General features: G+C 71.2%; 10 protein-coding genes and 2 pseudogenes. 11 read left to right on the top strand and 1 reads right to left on the bottom strand.

What is annotated here, in order from left to right:
* Positions 1 to 6 precede the first annotated feature (6 nt).
* A pseudogene (locus tag AQI70_RS40170) lies at positions 7 to 204 on the bottom strand (LacI family transcriptional regulator); the annotation flags it as partial.
* Between the two features lie 283 nt (positions 205 to 487).
* Between AQI70_RS40170 and AQI70_RS14380 the strand changes: the two are divergent.
* The 11 genes and pseudogenes from AQI70_RS14380 to AQI70_RS14330 all read left to right on the top strand — a co-directional run bounded on the left by AQI70_RS14380 (position 488) and on the right by AQI70_RS14330 (position 18,321).
* A pseudogene (locus tag AQI70_RS14380) lies at positions 488 to 1,049 on the top strand (O-methyltransferase).
* Positions 1,050 to 2,221: 1,172 nt separating this feature from the next.
* The gene (locus AQI70_RS14375) at positions 2,222 to 3,700 is read left to right on the top strand and encodes a sugar transferase (protein ID WP_062148759.1); all 1,479 of its coding nucleotides are present in this window, start codon (positions 2,222 to 2,224) and stop codon (positions 3,698 to 3,700) included.
* A gap of 133 nt (positions 3,701 to 3,833) precedes the next feature.
* A complete protein-coding gene (locus AQI70_RS14370; protein WP_062148755.1) occupies positions 3,834 to 5,159 on the top strand; it encodes a nucleotide sugar dehydrogenase in 1,326 nt (441 codons plus the stop codon).
* A gap of 70 nt (positions 5,160 to 5,229) precedes the next feature.
* Entirely contained in the window at positions 5,230 to 6,453 is a 1,224-nt protein-coding gene (locus tag AQI70_RS14365) for a glycosyltransferase family 4 protein (protein WP_425264615.1), read from the top strand.
* Positions 6,450 to 7,847 (top strand): Wzz/FepE/Etk N-terminal domain-containing protein, encoded by a 1,398-nt coding sequence (locus AQI70_RS14360; RefSeq protein ID WP_062148752.1) that lies wholly within the window; start codon positions 6,450 to 6,452, stop codon positions 7,845 to 7,847. The genes AQI70_RS14365 and AQI70_RS14360 overlap by 4 nt, the downstream gene beginning before the upstream one ends.
* Positions 7,844 to 9,373 carry a Wzz/FepE/Etk N-terminal domain-containing protein gene (locus AQI70_RS14355; RefSeq protein ID WP_062148749.1) on the top strand — a complete coding sequence of 510 codons (1,530 nt, stop codon included), beginning with the start codon at positions 7,844 to 7,846 and terminating at the stop codon, positions 9,371 to 9,373. Before AQI70_RS14360 ends, AQI70_RS14355 begins: the two co-directional genes overlap by 4 nt.
* Positions 9,374 to 9,376: 3 nt before the next feature.
* Positions 9,377 to 11,311, top strand: coding sequence for an asparagine synthase (glutamine-hydrolyzing) (asnB, locus tag AQI70_RS14350; RefSeq protein WP_062148747.1), 1,935 nt, complete (start codon positions 9,377 to 9,379; stop codon positions 11,309 to 11,311).
* Positions 11,312 to 11,329: 18 nt separating this feature from the next.
* The gene (locus AQI70_RS14345; protein WP_062148744.1) at positions 11,330 to 13,501 is read left to right on the top strand and encodes a bi-domain-containing oxidoreductase; all 2,172 of its coding nucleotides are present in this window, start codon (positions 11,330 to 11,332) and stop codon (positions 13,499 to 13,501) included.
* Positions 13,498 to 15,474, top strand: coding sequence for a heparinase II/III family protein (locus tag AQI70_RS14340; RefSeq protein ID WP_062148742.1), 1,977 nt, complete (start codon positions 13,498 to 13,500; stop codon positions 15,472 to 15,474). The genes AQI70_RS14345 and AQI70_RS14340 overlap by 4 nt, the downstream gene beginning before the upstream one ends.
* A gap of 8 nt (positions 15,475 to 15,482) precedes the next feature.
* Positions 15,483 to 17,012: a right-handed parallel beta-helix repeat-containing protein gene (locus AQI70_RS14335; protein ID WP_062148739.1), complete on the top strand. Its 1,530-nt coding sequence runs from the start codon at positions 15,483 to 15,485 to the stop codon at positions 17,010 to 17,012.
* A gap of 1 nt (position 17,013) precedes the next feature.
* A complete protein-coding gene (locus AQI70_RS14330) occupies positions 17,014 to 18,321 on the top strand; it encodes a hypothetical protein (protein ID WP_062148736.1) in 1,308 nt (435 codons plus the stop codon).
* The last annotated feature ends 2 nt before the right edge of the window (positions 18,322 to 18,323 follow it).

Raw genomic sequence — 18,323 nt, 5'->3', positions numbered from 1 at the left:
CACGAGCGCCCCCGGGTGGCCGCCGGTTCGGGCCGCACCCTGTCCGCGGAACACGTACGTCCTGCCATGGCAGGGGCACGGCGTCGGCTTCGTACGGGCGATGTGGTCGAAGACCAGGGCCGACAGCCAGTCCATCGCGTCGATGGTGCGGTAGCTGTCGTCCTTGGGGGGACAGCGCACGAGCTCACCTGTGTCCAGCTCGTACCCCGAGCTTGCCCTCGGTCGGGGGCCTGCGCTAGTCCGTCTCCCCACGTACGACACGGTGTTAACCGCCAACTGACCAGCCCACCAGACTGCAAGGCCCGACCAGAAACCCTCCGTACACGGCAGACTCACAGCGCTGCTCAGAGCGGCTAGTGCAGTGACCGGGAAGGCTTGCCGGGGCTGGGCAGGGAAGCTCCGTGCGGACGCCTCTGCTGGCGGATGGCGTCATGTTCACGGCGAAGGGGGACTGGCGACCCTGGCAGAGCGTGCGGTCCCGCCTCGTGTGGTGGCCGCGGAGCGTGTCGCCTCCCAGGCGGGTTTCAAGAAGAGTTGCATCCCAGAGGTGGGCAGATTGCTCAAGCTGGCCGCTGCTGCGAAACCCGACGGAGTCATCGCGGAGAGCGGCACCAGCTCGGGCGTGGGTACCGCCTGGCTGCACAGTGGGCTGGACGCCGCACGCCTGGTTACCGTAGAGCGTGACGAGGAGCTGGCCCGTCGAGTGGCCGGTGTCTTCGCGGACGACGACCGCGTCAGCGCCCTCGCCGGAGACTGGCGGCTGATTGAGCAGCTCGCCCCCTTCGACGTCTTCTTCTGAGACGGTGGAGGCAAGCGTGATGACCCCCAGGGGGTCATTGATCTACTCGCTCCCGGTGGCCTTCTCATCCTGGACGACTTCACTCCATCGCCCCATTGGCCGCCTCGTTTCGGCGGCGAAGTGGATGAGCTCCGCCTGTTCTACCTCACTCATCCAGTCTTGTAATGCCACTGAAATACTCACAACGCCTGCCAGCTCAGCGGTTGTTGGAGCACGACGCCTCTGGCAGGAAGGCTTGGAGGGTTCCTGATCACGCCGCGAGGGCCGGTCTGCCGCCCCAACGGATGCCCTCAGGGTGCTCATCCTCCCAACGGCTCTCCAGCCACCCGGGCCTGCTGGACACTTATCCACTAGAGCACGTCAGGTCCCGGCCCGTTTCCCGGAGCGATGAGCGAGCGCTCTCGCCCGTCGCCGCCCTGATGGACCGCGGCACGACTCATCAGCTGCGCCTCGGAGCACCTGGCAGGCGTTCAGCAGGGGCGCCAGCAGCGTCACTTCCGCGTCAAGCTATCGCCCGTAACACCCACACCGCACATAATGCGCACGCGCAAAACCGCCGGCCAGGAACCCTTGGCCGCCGGCTCCAGAATCACCACGCACTCCACCTGATGAGTCATCGGGAAGATGCGCCATTGATCCCTGCCGGATAAGCCCCCAGGTCAGGGTCTGTTTTGGAGCCTTTCAGCCAGGCCCTACGAGTCGATGAGCGGCGCAGATTCAGGCCAATCTCGCCCCACAAGTCGTGCGCCTCGCTGCCCGGTTCGATCACCCCGCCCACCTCGGCCCCACAGCGGCACGCCGTAGTGCACGAACACCGGGAAGTCGTTGCCGAACCGGGCGCCGCAGCAGGCCCGCTGCAGCTCGCTGATCAGTACCGCGCAGAAGCGGCGCCCGGTGGCCGGGCGAGCCGCCGGAGCGCGCGGTGGTGGCAGGGCGCCCGTAGGCGGTCATCGATCGTTGAATTCAGACTCAAAGCTTGAACACAAATTACACACATCCCCTCTACATACTGGGCCCCGATGGTCTAGATTGACCGTGCTTCAGCTGTTGGAGCACGGGGCGACCAGTAATGATCTATAGGTCGAGCGCTACGGAAAGCCAGCCGTCGCGTCCCCGGCGCCAGACGCGGGAGTGATCAATTCCTGGAGCCCGCGAAGGGGGCCTCCGCGAAGGGGGCCTTGGGTGCGGGGAGCACCCGAGGTTTCGACGGGTCCCGCGCACCTCGAGAGTCTGGCAGGACATGCGAGTCCGCTGCCGCCGATGTGGGTTGTTCAAGTACCGCTGAAATAGCCGGGATGTCATGCGCAGGGGGGTGGGGGCCTCCCATGGGAGGAACAGCGCGACGCGGGGGGCGGGGGTGCCTCCCGGGGGAGAAACAGTGTGAGGCGAACACGTCGAACCACTGGCGACCTGGGGGGTCCTGTGCAACAGGGGGAATTAGTCGACCCGTTTCCGTCGGCACGCGGGCGTCTGGCGAACGGGGCAATCAGCCGGCCCGCGATCGACTGGGAGCAGCGGTACCGCCGTGCTGTGATCATCAGCGACACCGCGGCCACCGCCTTCGTGGTGGCGGCGATCGGCAACTTCTTCGGGGCCCGGGACGCGGCCAACTGGCACGAGAAATGGGGAATTCTCGCATTCGGCACCGAACTGCTGGTGCTGGGGGCACTCGCGGTGAGCCGGTCGTGGGCTCCGGCCGTGCTCGGCCAGGGCGCTGAGGAATTCCGCCGGCTCGGACGCTCACTGTTCGCGGCGACCGTCGTACTGGCACTCGGCGGCATCGCCCTGACCTCGCGCAACATCAAGCTCTGGATCTTCGTCGCGATCCCCGCGATCGCGCTCGTCACCATGACCGCGCGGTATCTGCTCCGTCTCTCGCTGCACAAACAGCGCAAGGAAGGGCGGTGCCTGAGACCGGTGCTCGCCGCCGGGAGCCCGGACACCGTGCGCGACCTGATCACCCGGACCCGCAAGTTCCCGCACCTCGGCTGGCGGGTGGATGCGGTGTGCACGACGGACGGACTCGGGCTCGACGGTGACCATCTGGACGGGGTGCCGGTCGTCGGGCAGCTGGAGGACGTCGCCAAGCACGTCCGCCACGACGGCTACCGTGTCGTCGCGGTCACCCCGGACCCGCACTGGTCACCGGACCGGCTGCAGCGGCTGGCCTGGAACCTCGAAGGCAGCGACGCCGAGATGGTCGTGGCCCCCGTGCTGATGGAGGTGGCCGGCCCGCGGCTGCACGTCGACGCGGTGCTCGGGATCCCGCTGCTGCGGGTCAGCATGCCGACCTTCACCGGGGGCCGCCGGGCGGTCAAAGGGGTCGTCGACCGAGTAGGCGCAACGTTTCTGCTGATGCTGTTCGCGCCGCTGATGGTGTTCGTCGCGCTGCTCGTGCTGGTGGACAGCCGGGGTGGGGCGTTCTACCGCCAGCGCAGGGTCGGCAAGGACGGCCGCGAGTTCACCATTCTCAAGTTCCGCACCATGGTCGCCGGGGCCCACGGGGCACGTGCCGAGCTCGCCGACCGCAACGAGGGCGCAGGGCTGCTGTTCAAGCTCCGCCGGGATCCGCGGGTGACCCGGGTGGGAGCGGTGCTGCGCCGGTACTCGATCGATGAGCTCCCGCAGCTTTTCAACGTGCTCACCGGATCGATGTCGCTCGTCGGTCCGCGGCCTCCGCTGCCGGAGGAGTCCGCCGCCTACGGCCCGGACATCCGGCGGCGGCTGCTGGTCAAGCCCGGGCTCACCGGCCTGTGGCAGATCAGCGGACGCAGCGACCTGCCGTGGGAGGAGGCGGTCCGCCTCGACCTGCGGTACGTGGAGGACTGGTCGCTCGCCCTGGACGCGGTGATCTTGTGGAAGACGCTGCGTGCGGTGATCCACGGGCAGGGGGCCTATTGATGCGCGGGGGCCGCCGTCCGGCCGGTGCGCGGACCGCAGGGCACAAGGGCCTGCATTCGGGGACCGCAGGCCACGTGGGCCTGCGTTGGGGGACCGCAGGCCACCTGGGCCTGTCTGGGGGGAGGAACGCGTCATGAGAGTCAGCGTTTTCGGCCTCGGCTACGTGGGCTGTGTGTCGGCCGCGTGCCTGGCCAGCATGGGGCACGAGGTCATCGGGGTGGACGTGAACCAGGTGAAGGTCGACCTGGTCAACGACGGCAAGGCCCCGGTCGTCGAGGAGCGGATCGGCGAGCTCATCGCCGAGGTCGTACGGACCGGAGCGTTACGCGCCACCGGCGACGTCCGCGAGGCGATCATGGGCAGCGAGATATCGCTGGTCTGCGTGGGCACGCCGTCGGAGCCCAACGGCAGCCTGTGCACCACGTACTTGGAGCGGGTCACCGAGGAGATCGGCGCCGCGCTGGCCGAGGGGGCCAAGCAGGGGGGCCGGCACACCGTCGTGTTCCGCAGCACCATGCTCCCGGGCACCTGCCTGAACCTGCTCGTACCGATCCTGGAGAAGTACGTCGGCGGCACGGCCGGGGTGGACATCGGGGTCGCGGTCAACCCGGAGTTCCTGCGCGAGGGCACGAGCGTGCGGGACTTCTTCGACCCGCCCAAGACCGTCATCGGCGAGCTCGACCCGGCAAGCGGCGACGCGGTGACGGCGTTGTACGACGGTCTGCCCGGCGAGGTGTTCCGGGTGCCGGTCCCGACGGCCGAGGCGATCAAGTACGCGGACAACGCGTTCCATGGCCTCAAGATCGGCTTCGCGAACGAGCTGGGCGCGGTGTGCCAGGCGCTCGGGGTGGACTCGCACCAGGTGATGGACGTGTTCCTGGCCGACCGCAAGCTGAACATCAGCCCCGCCTACCTGCGGCCCGGCTTCGCCTTCGGCGGCTCCTGCCTGCCCAAGGACCTGCGCAGCCTGGTCCACGCGGCGCGGCGGGCCGACGTCTCGGTGCCCATCCTCGCCCACGTGCTGCCCTCCAACTCCGACCATCTGCAGCGCGCGGTGGAGCTGGTCGAGCGCACCGGCAAGCGCCGGGTGGGCCTGTTCGGGCTGTCCTTCAAACCCGGCACCGACGACCTCCGCGAGAGCCCGCTGGTCGAGCTGGCGGAAAGGCTCCACGGCAAGGGGTACGACCTGCGGATCCACGACGCCAACGTGAGCCTGTCCCGGCTGATCGGCGCGAACCGCGAGTACATCGAGACCCGGCTGCCGCACCTCGCGCAGCTGCTCGCGGACTCCGTCGACGAGGTGCTCGAACACGCCGAGGTGTGCCTGGTCGGGACCAGGGATCCGGCCGTGCTGGCGGCGCTGCCCCATGGCGGCGGCCCGGTGATCGTCGACCTCATCCGCCTTCCCGACGCCGAGGCGCGCCGGGCCGAACCGGGGTACGTGGGCCTTGCTTGGTGACAGATCTTTTGGTGACAGATCTTTTGGTGACACAGCCGGCGGTGACCGGCCGGACCGGCGCGCGCTGATCCTGGTGGAGAACCTGTCGGTGCCGTTCGACCGGCGGGTGTGGCAGGAGTGCACGACGCTGCGCGACGCGGGCTGGGAGGTGCACGTCATCTGTCCCCGGGGGGAGAAGCGGGACACGGAACCGGAGGCGGAGATCGACGGGGTGCGGATCCACCGCTACCCGTTGCGCGCGGCCACCGGAGGACCGGCCGGCTACCTGCGGGAGTACGGCTCGGCGCTGTGGCACACGGCCCGGCTGGCCCGCAAGGTCGGCCCGGTCGACGTGGTCCACGCCTGCAACCCGCCCGACCTGCTGTTCCTGCCGGCCCTGTGGCTGAAGCGGCGCGGCGCGCGGTTCGTCTTCGACCAGCACGACCTGGTACCCGAGCTGTACCTCTCCCGGTTCGACCGCGGCAAGGATCTGCTCTACCGCGCCGTGTGCGCGCTGGAACGGCGTACCTACCGGGCCGCGGACGTCGTACTCGCCACGAACGAGAGCTACCGGGACGTCGCGATGCGCCGTGGCGGTCGGCGGCCGGAGGACGTCTTCGTGGTGCGCAGCGCGCCCGCGATCGAGCGGTTCCAGCCGGTGCCGCCCGAGCCGGAGTTGAAGCGCGGCCAACCTCATCTGCTGTGCTACCTCGGCGTCATGGGCCCGCAGGACGGCGTCGACTACGCCTTGCGGGCCCTCGCGAAGCTGCGCGACGAGTTCGGGCGGACCGACTGGCACGCGGTGTTCGTCGGCGCCGGCGACGCCTTCGACGCGATGGTGGAGCTGTCCCGGCGGCTCGGGCTCACAGAGCAGGTGCAGTTCACCGGGCGCATCCCGGACGCCGACCTGGTGCGCTACCTGTCCACCGCGGACGTCTGCCTCTCCCCCGACCCGCGCAATCCGCTCAACGACGTGTCGACCATGAACAAGGTCCTGGAGTACATGGCGATGGGCCGGCCGATCGTGTCGTTCGACCTGAAGGAGGCGCGCGTCTCCGCCGGTGACGCCGCCGTCTACGCGCCCGCCAACGACGAAGCCGAATTCGCCGAGCTCATCGCGGTGTTGCTGGACGATCCGGAGAAGCGGGCCCGGATGGGCAAGATCGGCCAGGAGCGGATCAGCGGGCAGCTTTCCTGGCGGAACTCGCAGGCGTCGCTGCTCGCCGCCTATGCCGCCGCGTGCCGTGGCCGCACTCCGGTGTCGGCGGGCGACCCGGTCCGCGCAGTCCGCGCAGGGAAGAGGCCGCGCCGTTGAGCGATGACACGATCCGCCTGGTCACCATCGGGCGGATTCTCCGGCGGAGGTGGCGGCTGCTCGCCTTCCTCGCCGTGGTGGGCGCACTCGTCGGCTACGGCACCTCGGTGGTGTTCCCGCCGCGCTACACGGCCTCGGCATCGGTACTGCTGCCGGGGCAGTGGGAGGAACGCGAGCTGCTGACCCAGGTGGACATCGCGACCAGTTCGACGGTGGTCGACCGCGCGGCCGCCAAGCTCGGCTGGACGGACGTCAGCGGCGCCGAGCTGCGGGAGCGGGTGACCGCCGAGGCCGCCGACGGGAACATCATCAAGATCTCGGGCACGGCCGACACCCCGGGGCGCGCGCAGCGGCTCTCCGACCAAGTGGCCCAGCGGTTCGTCGCGTTCGCCGCGCGGATCGCGGGCGGCAGCACCGACTCCGAAGCGGCCACGGGGCCCGAGGCACTGCGGAAGAAGGTCGAGGAGACCAACCGCCGCATCACCGACCTGGCCAACGCGGCCGATCCGGGACGGACCGTGGAGAGCGTGCAGGCCCGCACCGCGCTGGAGAAGCTGCGCACCTCGCTGGAGGAGGCCATGACGAAGCTGGACGAGGCCGACCCGGCGACCGACAAGGCCGGCATGGTCGTCATGGGGCCGGCCGCCCGGCCGACCGGCGAGGCACCGCCGACGAGGATGCAGCTCACCGTCGCCGGGGCGCTGCTGTTCTTCCTGCTCGCGGTCATCGGCCATCTCGTCGCCGCACGGATGGATCGCCGGCTGCGCACCGAACCGGAGATCGCCGCGGCGCTGGGCTCGGCGCTGCTCGGCACCGTCGACGTGCCTGATGACCGGCGCGCGCACCGGCCGGAAGACGGCGGGCCATGGGCCCGGATCCGCCGACTCCTCGGCATCGACACCCGGTGGGACACACCGACCCCGCTGGGCTCCGTCGACGAGGCCGACAGGCGGATCCGCTACCGGCGGGTGTGCTCCCGCCTCCGGGAGCAACTGCCCGCGCCCCGGCGGCTGCTGGCCGTCGTACCGGACGGCGACGAGATCGCCCGCCGGGCCGCCGAACAGCTCGTCGCCGAGGCCGAGACCGATCCTTCCCCAAGCTCTCCGGGCAGGGGATACCCCATGCTGCGGGTGGTGACGGTGTCCGTGGACCGGCCGACAGTGCCGGACCGTGACACCGAGTCCGGTGCCCTGGTCGTGCTCAGCGCGGGCCGCTGGACCGCGGAGGAGCTCGCCGGCATCACCGAGGCGTGTGCGGACGGCGGGCACGGGGTCGTCGGCGTCGTCGTCGCCGGTCCGGTCCGCGACCGTCCGACCCGGTCTGCCGGCCGTCCTGCGGACAACGCCACTCCGGCGCTCGCGGTTCGCGGCGAGGGTACGGGGGGTTCAGCGTGACGACGAGCACGACTTCGGAGTCGTCGGCCGCCGCTCCGCTCCTCGACCTGCAGGCGCTGGTGGTCGCGGTACGCAGGCGCCGCCGCCTCTGGTGCGCCATGGCGTTGCTGGGCCTGCTGGTCGGGGCGGCGGTGGCGGTCCTGATGCCGCCGGCGCCGAGCGCGGTGACCAAGGTGCTGGTCGCGCACAAGGAGGACCAGCCGAACGACACCGGAACGCTGATCCGTACCGACGTCGAGCTGCTGCAGACCACGCGGATCGCCGACAAAGCGCTGCGGGCGCTCAAGTCCCCGGAAAACCCTGAGGAGTTCATGCGGGACTACCGCGGTACGGGCCTGACCAACAACCTGCTGCGGATCGATGTGACCGGGGACAGCGACGCCGAAGCGGTGGCCCGGGCCAGGGCGCTGGCGGACGCGTTCGTCGCGGACCATGTGCGGCGGATGCAGGAAACCGCGAAGGCCGAGGCCAAGGCCCTGCTCGACCAGCGTGACCGTATGCGCGACGAGCTCACCCAGGTCAACAAGGACATCGGAGACCGATCGCCGGAAACGGAGAGCGACCCGACAGCGGCCGCGAGCATCGAGTCGCTCTTCGTCCGCCGGGCCGAACTCACCTCGCGGATCGCCGATTTCGACCAACGCGCCGCGGAGGCGCGCACCGGCACGCCCGAGGTCGTCGCAGGCACGCAGATCGTGGACGCCCCGCGCGCGGTGCGACACTCCCTGCCCAAGGCCGCCGTCACCAACTCCGCGATCGGGCTCGTCCTCGGGCTCGTCCTCGGGCTCGCGGTGGCCGCCGTCGGCACGGTGGTGGCGGACCGCCCCGTGTTGCGCCGGGACATCGCGGCGAACCTGGGCGCCTCGGTCATCGCGGAGCTGCCCCGCCGGTCGGGCAGGCTGTGGCAGCGCCGACGGGCCCGGGCCGCACGCGAGCGCCTCACCACGGCCCTTGCCCGCACGGTGCGCGGCTCCGCGGAACCGGTGGCGCTGCTGGAACTGGGCTGTGCGCGCAGCACGAGCGCGATCGCCCTGGACGTCGCCCGGGCACTGGCGGCGGACGGCCCAGTGGTCGTCGTCGACGAGCTGCCCGGCCCGCAGCTCGCCGCCGGCCGCCGTCGGAAGCCAGGAGACCCGACCGTGGTCAGCGGCGAGCGTGCCGCTGCCATGTCGCATCAGGAGAGCCGGCTCGGCGTCGGCTCGGTGGCGCCCGGCACGGCGTGGACCGACCTCCAGTACCTCGGCACCCGGACCGTGCTCGTCGTGCGTGCCGGGCACGGCAGCGCCGCATGGCTGCACACCGTGGCACGGCAGCTCGCGGACCAGCGCATCGCGGTGCTCGGTGTGGTGCTGATCGACCCCGATCCGCGTGACCGCACCGACGGCACGCTCTGGGACGGGCTGCACACCGCGCTGCGCGGCCGGAGCGAGCGGACGGCCCGGCGGAACGGGACGGGCCGGCTGCCGACGGAGCGGCAGCCGATGTGGGCCGCACGGGTCCCGGACAACGACCAGGAGGCGCGGTAGGACATGTGTGGCATCGCAGGTACGTACCGATGGCCGGACGGGAAGCTGGTCACCGACCGGCTCACCGAAACCCTCGCCCACCGCGGTCCGGACGGGGCGGGCCGGTACGGCCACCCCGTCGGTGACGGCGAAGTGCACCTCGGGCACCGCCGGCTCGCCATCATCGACCTGTCCGAGACCGGCGCCCAGCCGATGGTCTCGGACGGCCTCGCCCTGACGTACAACGGCGAGCTGTACAACGCGCCCGAGCTGCGTGCCGAGCTGGCGGCCGCCGGGGTGCGCTTCCGCGGTACCTCCGACACCGAGGTGCTCCTTGAGGCCTGGCGGCGCTGGGGCACGGACTGCCTGCCCCGGCTGCGCGGCATGTTCGCGTTCGCGGTCTTCGACGAGCGCACCGGTGAACTGGTGCTCGCCCGCGACCAGTTGGGCATCAAGCCGCTGTTCCTGCTCCGGCGCGGCGAGGGCCTCGCGTTCGCCTCCGAGCTGAAGGCGCTCGCCGCCGCGACCGGCGGGTCCCTGGAGGTGGACCATGCGGCGCTGGTGGCCTCCCTGCTGTACTACTGGGTGCCGGACTCACGGTGCGCGTTCCGCGAGGCGGAGAAGCTGCCGCCGGGGAGCTGGCTGAGGTACCGGCCCGACGGCCGGGTGGAGCGCGGCCGGTTCTGGAACCTGAAGGACGTCGCCGCCGAGGGGCGGGAGCGGGCCCGCAGCGGTGAGCAGCCGGACCTGGCCGCCATCGTCGAGGAGTCGACCCGGCGGCACCTGGTCTCCGACGTACCCGTGGCGACCTTCCTCTCCGGCGGGCTGGACTCCAGCTACCTGACCGCGCTGGCGGCCCGCCACCGACCCGGGATCTCGGCCTACACGATCGGATTCCGCGCCGAGGACGCCAAGTTCGAGGCGATGCCGGACGACCTGCGCTACGCCCGGCAGGTGGCCGAGCGGTTCGGCGTCGACCTGCATGAGATCGAGATCGCCCCGAATGTGCTCGACCTGCTGCCGCGGATGACGTACCACCTGGACGAGCCGATCGGCGACCCCGCCGCGATCAACACGTTCCTGATCTGCTCGGCCGCCCGGGAGGCCGGGGTCAAGGTGATGCTCTCGGGGATGGGCGCCGACGAGCTGTTCGCCGGGTACCGCAAGCACCTGGCCAACCTGCTCGCGCTGCGCTACCAGCGCGTTCCGCGGCCCCTGCGGCGCGGGGTGACCGCGGCCGTGGACCGGCTACCGGTCGCCACGGCCCGTCGCGGGTACCGGTCGGTGCGCTTCGCGAAGCGGTTCCTCTCCTTCGCCGAGCTGCCCGAGGAGACCGCGTTCCGGCGCAGCTACACCATGTACGACCAGGACGAGCTGCTCGCCCTGCTCGATCCGGACCTGGCCGGGACGGTCGACGACGTGCTGACCGAGCACGCGGACACCTACGCGGACAACGACCTCGACGACTTCGTCAACCGCATGTGCCTGACCGACGCCCGGATGTTCCTGCCGGGCCTGAACCTCACGTACACGGACCGCTCCAGCATGGCCGCGTCGACCGAGGTGCGGGTGCCGTACGTGGACGTCGAAGTGGTCAGGGCGGCGTTCGCCGTACCCGGCGATCGCAAGATCGTCGGACGGCAGGGCAAGGCCGTCCTCAAGGAGGCGGCCGTCTCGGTCCTGCCCCGGGAGATCGTGTACCGGCCCAAGGGCCTGTTCAGCGCCCCGCTGCGCGCCTGGATGAGCCGGGATCTGGCACCGCTGGTGCGCGAGGTGGTCAACGACGGCGAGCTCGTCCGCTCCGGGTTCCTGCGCCGCGACGCGCTTCGGCGGCTCGTCGCCGAGGACGCCGCCGGGCAGCGGGACCACTCCAAGCATCTGTGGCATGTGCTGACCCTCGAGTACTGGTATCGCGACGCGACCTCTGGGTCCGGCCAGAGCACTCGGTCAACAGCTTAGGAAATCAGAGGAGTTCGGGTGAAGCAGGTTGTACAGAACTACAAGAGCGGCGAGCTGGCGGTGCTCGACGTGCCGGTGCCGGGGTGCAAGCCGGGCGGTGTGCTGGTCCGCAGCGCCTACTCGCTGATCTCCACCGGGACCGAGCTCATGAAGGTGTCCGAGGCCGGCATGTCGATGCTGGGCAAGGCCCGCTCCCGCCCGGACCAGGTGGCCAAGGTCATGCAGAGCGTGGCCACCAACGGGGTGCCCGCCACCTACCGCAAGGTGATGGGCAAGCTGGACTCCTACACTCCGCTCGGCTACTCGCTGTGCGGGGTGGTCGAGCAGGTCGGCGCCGGGATCGACGATGTGAAGGTCGGCGACCTCGTGGCCTGCGCCGGCAACGAGCACGCGTTGCACGCCGAGCTGAACTGGGTGCCGAAGAACCTCTACACCCCGGTGCCGGACGGCCTCGCGCCCAGGCACGCGGCCTTCGGCACCGTAGGGTCGATCGCGTTGCAGGGCGTCCGCCAGGGCGAGCCGCAGCTCGGCGAAGTGGCACTGGTCATCGGCCTCGGGCTGATCGGGCAGCTGGTGGTGCAGCTCCTCGCCGCCTCGGGAGTCCGCGTCGTCGGCGTCGACCCCGACCCGGTGCGCTGCGAGCTCGCCGAGCGCCTGGGCGCCGCGGCCTGCGGCGATCCCGGGTCCGCGGCCGTGGAAGCCGCCGTCGCCGAGCTCACCGGCGGTCACGGCGTGGACCAGGTGTACCTGGCCGCCGGCGGCGGCAGCAACCAGCCCGTCGAGCTGGCCGCCCGGCTCTGCCGGGACCGCGGCCGGGTCGTCGACATCGGCAAGTGCCGCCTGGACCTGCCGTGGAACGCGTACTACGAGAAGGAGCTCGACGTCCGCTTCTCCCGCAGTTACGGCCCCGGGCGCTACGACCCGGAGTACGAGCTGGAGGGGCGGGACTACCCGATCGGCTACGTGCGCTGGACCGAGCGCCGCAACCTGGCGTGCTTCCTCGATCTCCTCGCCCGCGGCAGCGTCGACGTGGGGCCCCTGATCTCCCACATCGCCGACTTCGATGACGCCGTCGAGACGTACCGGAGCCTGAAGGACGGCGACCTGAAGGCCGTGGCGGTGCTGTTCCGATACCCCGAACAGGCGGTGGAGGCGGCGGCCCCGCAGGTGGCCGTGCCCGCCGTGAACGTGAAGCGGGGTCCGGTCCGGGCCGCCAAGACGCCGGTGCGCCTCGCGTTCGTCGGCGCGGGGAACTACGCGACGTCGATGCTGCTGCCGCACCTGACACAGCGCGACGGCGTCGAGCTGTCCACCGTCGTCACCACGACGGCGCTGTCCGCGGCCAACGCGAAGCGGAAGTTCGGCTTCGCCGCGGCGACCACCGATCTCGACGCCGTGCTCGGCGACAGGTCCATCGACGCGGTGTTCGTCGTCACCCGGCACAGCTCGCACGCCGAACTGACCCGGAAGGCACTGCTGGCCGGCAAGACCGTCTTCGTGGAAAAGCCCCTGGCGCTCACCGAGGACGAACTGGCCGGCGTACTCGCTGCGGTGGAGGAGTCCGGCAACGACCGGCTGCAGGTGGGCTTCAACCGCCGGTTCGCGCCGCTGCTTCAGGAGGTCAGGGAGCGGTTCGGCGCCCGGACCGGTCCGGCGAACCTGCGCTACCTGGTCAACGCGGGCCGACTGCAGCACGGCAGCTGGTACCTCCAACAGGGCACCGAGGGCTCGCGCTTCGCCGGCGAGGGCGGACACTTCATCGACACGGCGAGCTGGCTGCTCGACGCCGACCCGGTGTCGGTGTACGCGGTCGCCACGTCCGGCAACGAGGACCTGCAGGTCGTACTGCGCTACCCGGACGGGTCCACCGCCACCATCAGCTACGTCACCACCGGCCCGGCCGGCTTCCCCAAGGAGACGCTGGACCTGGTCGCGGACGGCAAGGCGCTGCGGCTCGACGACTTCGTCCGTGCCTCGGTCTATGGCCGTAAGCGGTGGGTCAGTTCGCGGCTGCCCAAGGCTCGGGACAAGGGCCAGAACGCCGAGCTGGCCGCGTTCGTCAAGGCCGTGCGGACCGGCGGGCCGATGCCGGTGCCGCTTCAGTCGCTGGTCGCCACCACGGCGGCCACCCTCGCCGTACAGACCGGCCTGGCGGCCGGTGCCCCGGTGACGTTGGCGGGGGCGCGATGACCATGAGCGCGGGCTGGTACCTGCGGCGGCTGTCCCGGATGGGGCCGCAGGAGGTCGCGGGCCGGGTGGGCGACGCCGTGCGCAGGCGGCGGTGGCGGTCGGCGCGGCCCGACTGCCCGAGCGTGACCGGCGCCCGGTTCACCGCGGTCCTGCCCGCCGGGACGATCGCAGCCATACCTCCGGACGCCGCGAAACGTCTCATCGCCGAGGCGGACCGGCTGATGTACGGGCACGCCGAGTACTTCGGGGTGGTCCGCGACGACCTGACCGACCCGGACTGGTGGTACGACCCGAAGACCGGGCGCCGGGCCCCGTGGGGCTACGCCTTCGACGTGCCGTACCGGAACGAGGACGCGGTCGGGGACATCAAGCAGATCTGGGAGCTGTCCCGGCATCAGTACCTCACCGTGCTCGCCGCCGCCTACGCGATCACCGGCAACGAGCGGTACGCCGAACGCGTGGCCGAGCACCTGCGGTCGTGGTGGGCGGCGAACGCACCGCTGCACGGAGTGCACTGGATCAGCGGCATCGAGCTGGGCATCCGGCTGCTGTCCTGGGTGTGGATCCGCCGGCTGCTCGACGGCTGGCCGGGCGCGGCCGGGCTGTTCGAGGACAACCCGGTGGCGCTGAATCAGATCTGGCACCACCAGCGCTGGCTGGCCGCCTTCCCCAGCCGGGGGTCTTCGGCGAACAACCACGTCATCGCCGAGGCCGCCGGGCAGTTCGCAGCGGCCTGTGCGTTCGGGTGGTTCCCCGCCTCGGCGCGCTGGCGGGCCGACGCGCTGCGGTCGCTGGAGCGGCACCTGCGCGGCAACACCTTCCCCTCCGGCCTCAACCGCGAGCTGGCCACCGAGTATCACGGCCTCGTGCTGGAACTCGGCCTGGCCGCGGTGGCCGAGGCGGATGCCGCCGACGTGCCGGTCCCCGCGTCCGTCCGGCTGGTACTGCTGCGGATGACCGACGCGCTCGCGGCCGTCGTGGACAGCCGGTTACGGCCCCCGCGCCAGGGCGACGCGGACGACGGGCACGGTCTGGTCGTCGACGGCCCGGGCACCGACCGCTGGGCCTCCCTGCTGGCCACCGGGGACGCCGTGTTCGGCCGGCTCGCCTGGTGGCCGGCGGTGACCGGCACCGATGTGCGCACCCCGCTGCTGGCCGCGCTCATCAAGCCGTACGCGAAAAGCGGAACCGCACTGTCCGTGACCCGCCCGGCAAGCCGACCCGCTCATTTCGCCGACGCGGGCATGACCGTCCTGCGCGGACCGGAAGGGACGGGAGAGATCTGGTGCCGCTGCGACGGTGGTCCGCACGGCTTCCTGTCCATCGCCGCGCACGCCCACGCGGACGCGCTGTCCGTGGAGGTCCGGCACGACGGGGTCGACGTGCTCGCCGACCCGGGGACGTACTGCTACCACGGGCAGCCCGAGTGGCGCCGGTACTTCCGGTCGACCCTCGGCCACAACACCCTGCAGCTGGACGGCGGTGACCAGTCCGTCTCCGGCGGCCCGTTCCTGTGGACCCGGCATGCCAAGAGCCGCGTCCTGGTCGCGGACACCTCCGGCGCCTCCGACGGGGGGACTGCCCGCTGGTGCGCCGAGCACGACGGTTACCAGGGCTCCGTGCACCGCCGCCGGGTGGAGCTGACGGCCGCGAGCCGGGAGCTGAGGGTGGTGGACGAGGTGCGCGGCCCGCGCCGGGCCGTGCGGCTGGCGTTCCACCTGGGCCCGGCGATCGCCGCGGACCTGGTGGGAAACCGGGCCGTGCTCACCTGGACCCGGGACGGCGAGGACCGCTCCGCGGTGCTCGACCTGCCCGGGCAGCTGTCCTGGCGGGCGCATCGCGGCGAGACCGGCCCGCCGCTGGGCTGGTACTCCGCCGGCTTCGGACGCAAGGAACCCGCCACCACGCTGGTCGGCACCGGCTTCAGCGACGGCGCGGAGGGCTTCACCACCGTGCTCGGGTTCCACGGCTAGGCGGGCGCGTGGGGATCAAGATGCGGCACTCGGCGTTGGCGGCGGCACCGCTGGCGCTGGCCCTGCTGGCGGCGACCGGCTGTGACAGCACGAGCACGTCGGACACGGGGGCCAAGCCGACCGCTGCGCCGTCGTCCACGCCCGTGGCCCGGGTGTGCGCCAAGCCCGCGGGCGGGCCGGCGAAGGCGCCGGCGGGCGCGGTGACCGTCGACCCCGCGGTGGTCGGCGACCTGGCGGCGAAGACCCGGAGCAACCCCCCGAACACCACGTTCTGGCTTCGACCGGGCAAGCACCGGCTCGACCCGGACCGCTACGCCCAGGTCATCCCCAAGGCGGGGAACCGCTACCTCGGTGCGCCGGGCGCGGTGCTCGACGGCCGGAAGAAGAACCAGTACGCGTTCGGCGGCAGTGCCCGCGACGTCACCATCCGCCACCTCACCGTGCAGCGTTTCGTCGCGCCGCACGACGAGGGCGTGGTCAACCATGACTCGGCCGACGGGTGGGTGATCGAGCACGCGACGATCCAGGACAACTCCGGTGCCGGGCTGATGGCCGGCGCCCGCCAGCGGGTCCGCGCCAGCTGCCTGCGCGGCAACGGCCAGTACGGCATGAACGCGTACAAGGCCGGCGGTCGTATCAGCGGTCTGGTGGTCGAGGGCAACGAGATCACGGGCAACAACACCGGTGACTGGGAGCGGCGGCGGGAGGGCTGCGGCTGCACCGGAGGCATCAAGTTCTGGGCCGTCGACGGCGCCGACGTGCGCGGCAACTGGGTGCACGACAACCGCGGAACAGGGTTGTGGGCCGACACCAACAACAACGACTTCCGCATCGAGAACAACGTGATCGAGGCCAACGACGGCGCCGCCCTGATCTACGAGACCAGCTACAACGCGGTCATCCGGAAGAACACGATCCGGCGGAACAACTGGGTCGAGGGCCGCAGGGAGGCCTCCCGCGGCGACAACTTCCCGTTCGCGACCGTCTACCTGTCCGAGTCCGGCGGCGAACCACGGATCAAGGCCCGCACCGACAAGATCGAGATCTACCGGAACGTGCTGGAGAACAACTGGTCCGGGATCACCCTGTGGGAGAACGCCGACCGGTTCTGCAACAGCCCGGCCAACACCTCCTCCGGTGACTGCACCTTGCTGGTGCGGGACACCGACCGCTGCGCGAAGCCGGCGATCGCCAGGCCACCGCTCTACGCCGACTGCCGGTGGAAGACCCAGCGGGTGGACATCCACGACAACCGCTTCGTGCTGGACAAGGCCGTCGTCAAGTGCACGGCGAAGTGCGACCGCATGGCGGTACTGGCCAACTACGGCACCTACCCGGACTGGTCGCCGTACCAGGGCGAGAAGGTGGCTGAGGCGATCACCCGCAAGCAGGACAACCGCTGGCACGACAACGCCTACGTCGGACCGTGGAAGTTCGTCGCCCACGACCCGAGCCGGGTGCTCACCTTCGGGAAGTGGCAGGGCACGCCGTACCAGCAGGACGCGGGCAGCACCTTCCGCGCACGGGCCGGTGGTTGAGATGGGCGCCGACCTGCGGCGCGGTGGGCTGTCGGGCGGACCGGACACGGCGGGCACGCAGCCCGGCGCCGAACCGCGTCCTGACGGCACACCGAAGATCGTCGGGATCGTCTGGGGGCTGCTGGTCCTCAACACCCTCGGCTCCACCGGGGCGAAGACCATCGTCCCGCTGCCCCGCTCCCTCATCCAGATGGTCACCATGGGCGCGCTGGTCGCCGCGTTCGCGCTGGCGCTCGCCGTCAATCTCCGGCCGCGCATCCGACCGAGCGCCTTCGTGTTCCTGCTCACCCTGCTGCTGGTGCCGAGCGTGATCTCCAGCGTGAGCCTGGAGTCCGGGTTCGGCGCGCTGTTCCGCTGCGCCCGGCTGGCTCTCTTCGTCGGCACGCTGTGGCTGCTCAGCCGCTGGTGGGACGGCAGCGTGACGTTCGTCCGGCACCACATCCGGATGTACTTCGCGGTGCTCGGATCGGTGGCCGCCGGCCTGGTCATCTCACCGGGCGCGGCCCTGCCCGACCTCTACGGCGGCCGGCTTGTCGGCGCGTTGTGGCCGCTCACCCCGCCGCAGATCGGGCAGTACGCCGCGGTGATCGTCGGGCTCACCGTGCTGCTCGTCCTGGGCCGCCGGACCGACAGGGCGAGCGCGGCGGTGGTCATCGTGCCGTCACTCGTCCTGCTCGCGCTGACCCACACCCGGACGGCCACGCTCGGCCTGCTGATCGGGCTGACGTTGGCGATCGGCTCGCTCATCCTGACCAGCGCCGCCGCCCGCCGGTTCTTCACCTGGGCGGTGCTGTGCGCCGCGGTGGCCGCGGTGGGGTTCGCCTCCGCGCTGCAGGCGTGGTTCCTGCGCGGACAGAGCAAGGAGAACTTCTCCGACCTCACCGGCCGGGCCAAGGTCTGGGACGCCCTGCTGGCAGCGCCGCGCACGACCGCGGAGAAGGTGTTCGGCATGGGCCTGGGCGACAAGTCGTTCGGCGGGCTGCCGATCGACAACAGCTGGCTGGCCGTCTACCAGGAACAGGGGCTGGTCGGCGTCGCCCTGGTGGCGGCGATCATCATCGTGCTGGGCGGCGTGGCGTTGCTGCGGCCACCGTCGCTGCAGCGGGCCTGCGCGATCTTCCTGATCAGCTACTGCGCGATCGCGTCGTACACCGAGGCCGGTCTGGGTGACGCCTCGCCGTATCTGCTGCATCTGGCGCTGGCCGCCTCGCTGTTGGCGACACCTGCCGAGGCCGCCACACCCCTCGGGGCGCCCGACGTCCCGCAACGGCACATCCCGCGCTGGGCCCGGAGATCGGAGGTGACCTGAGC

Source organism: Streptomyces curacoi (assembly GCF_001513975.1).
Classification (GTDB): Bacteria; Actinomycetota; Actinomycetes; order Streptomycetales; family Streptomycetaceae; genus Streptomyces; species Streptomyces curacoi.
The sequence above is the reverse complement of the archived record's forward strand: the minus strand, read 5'-3'. Positions and strand labels throughout refer to the sequence as shown.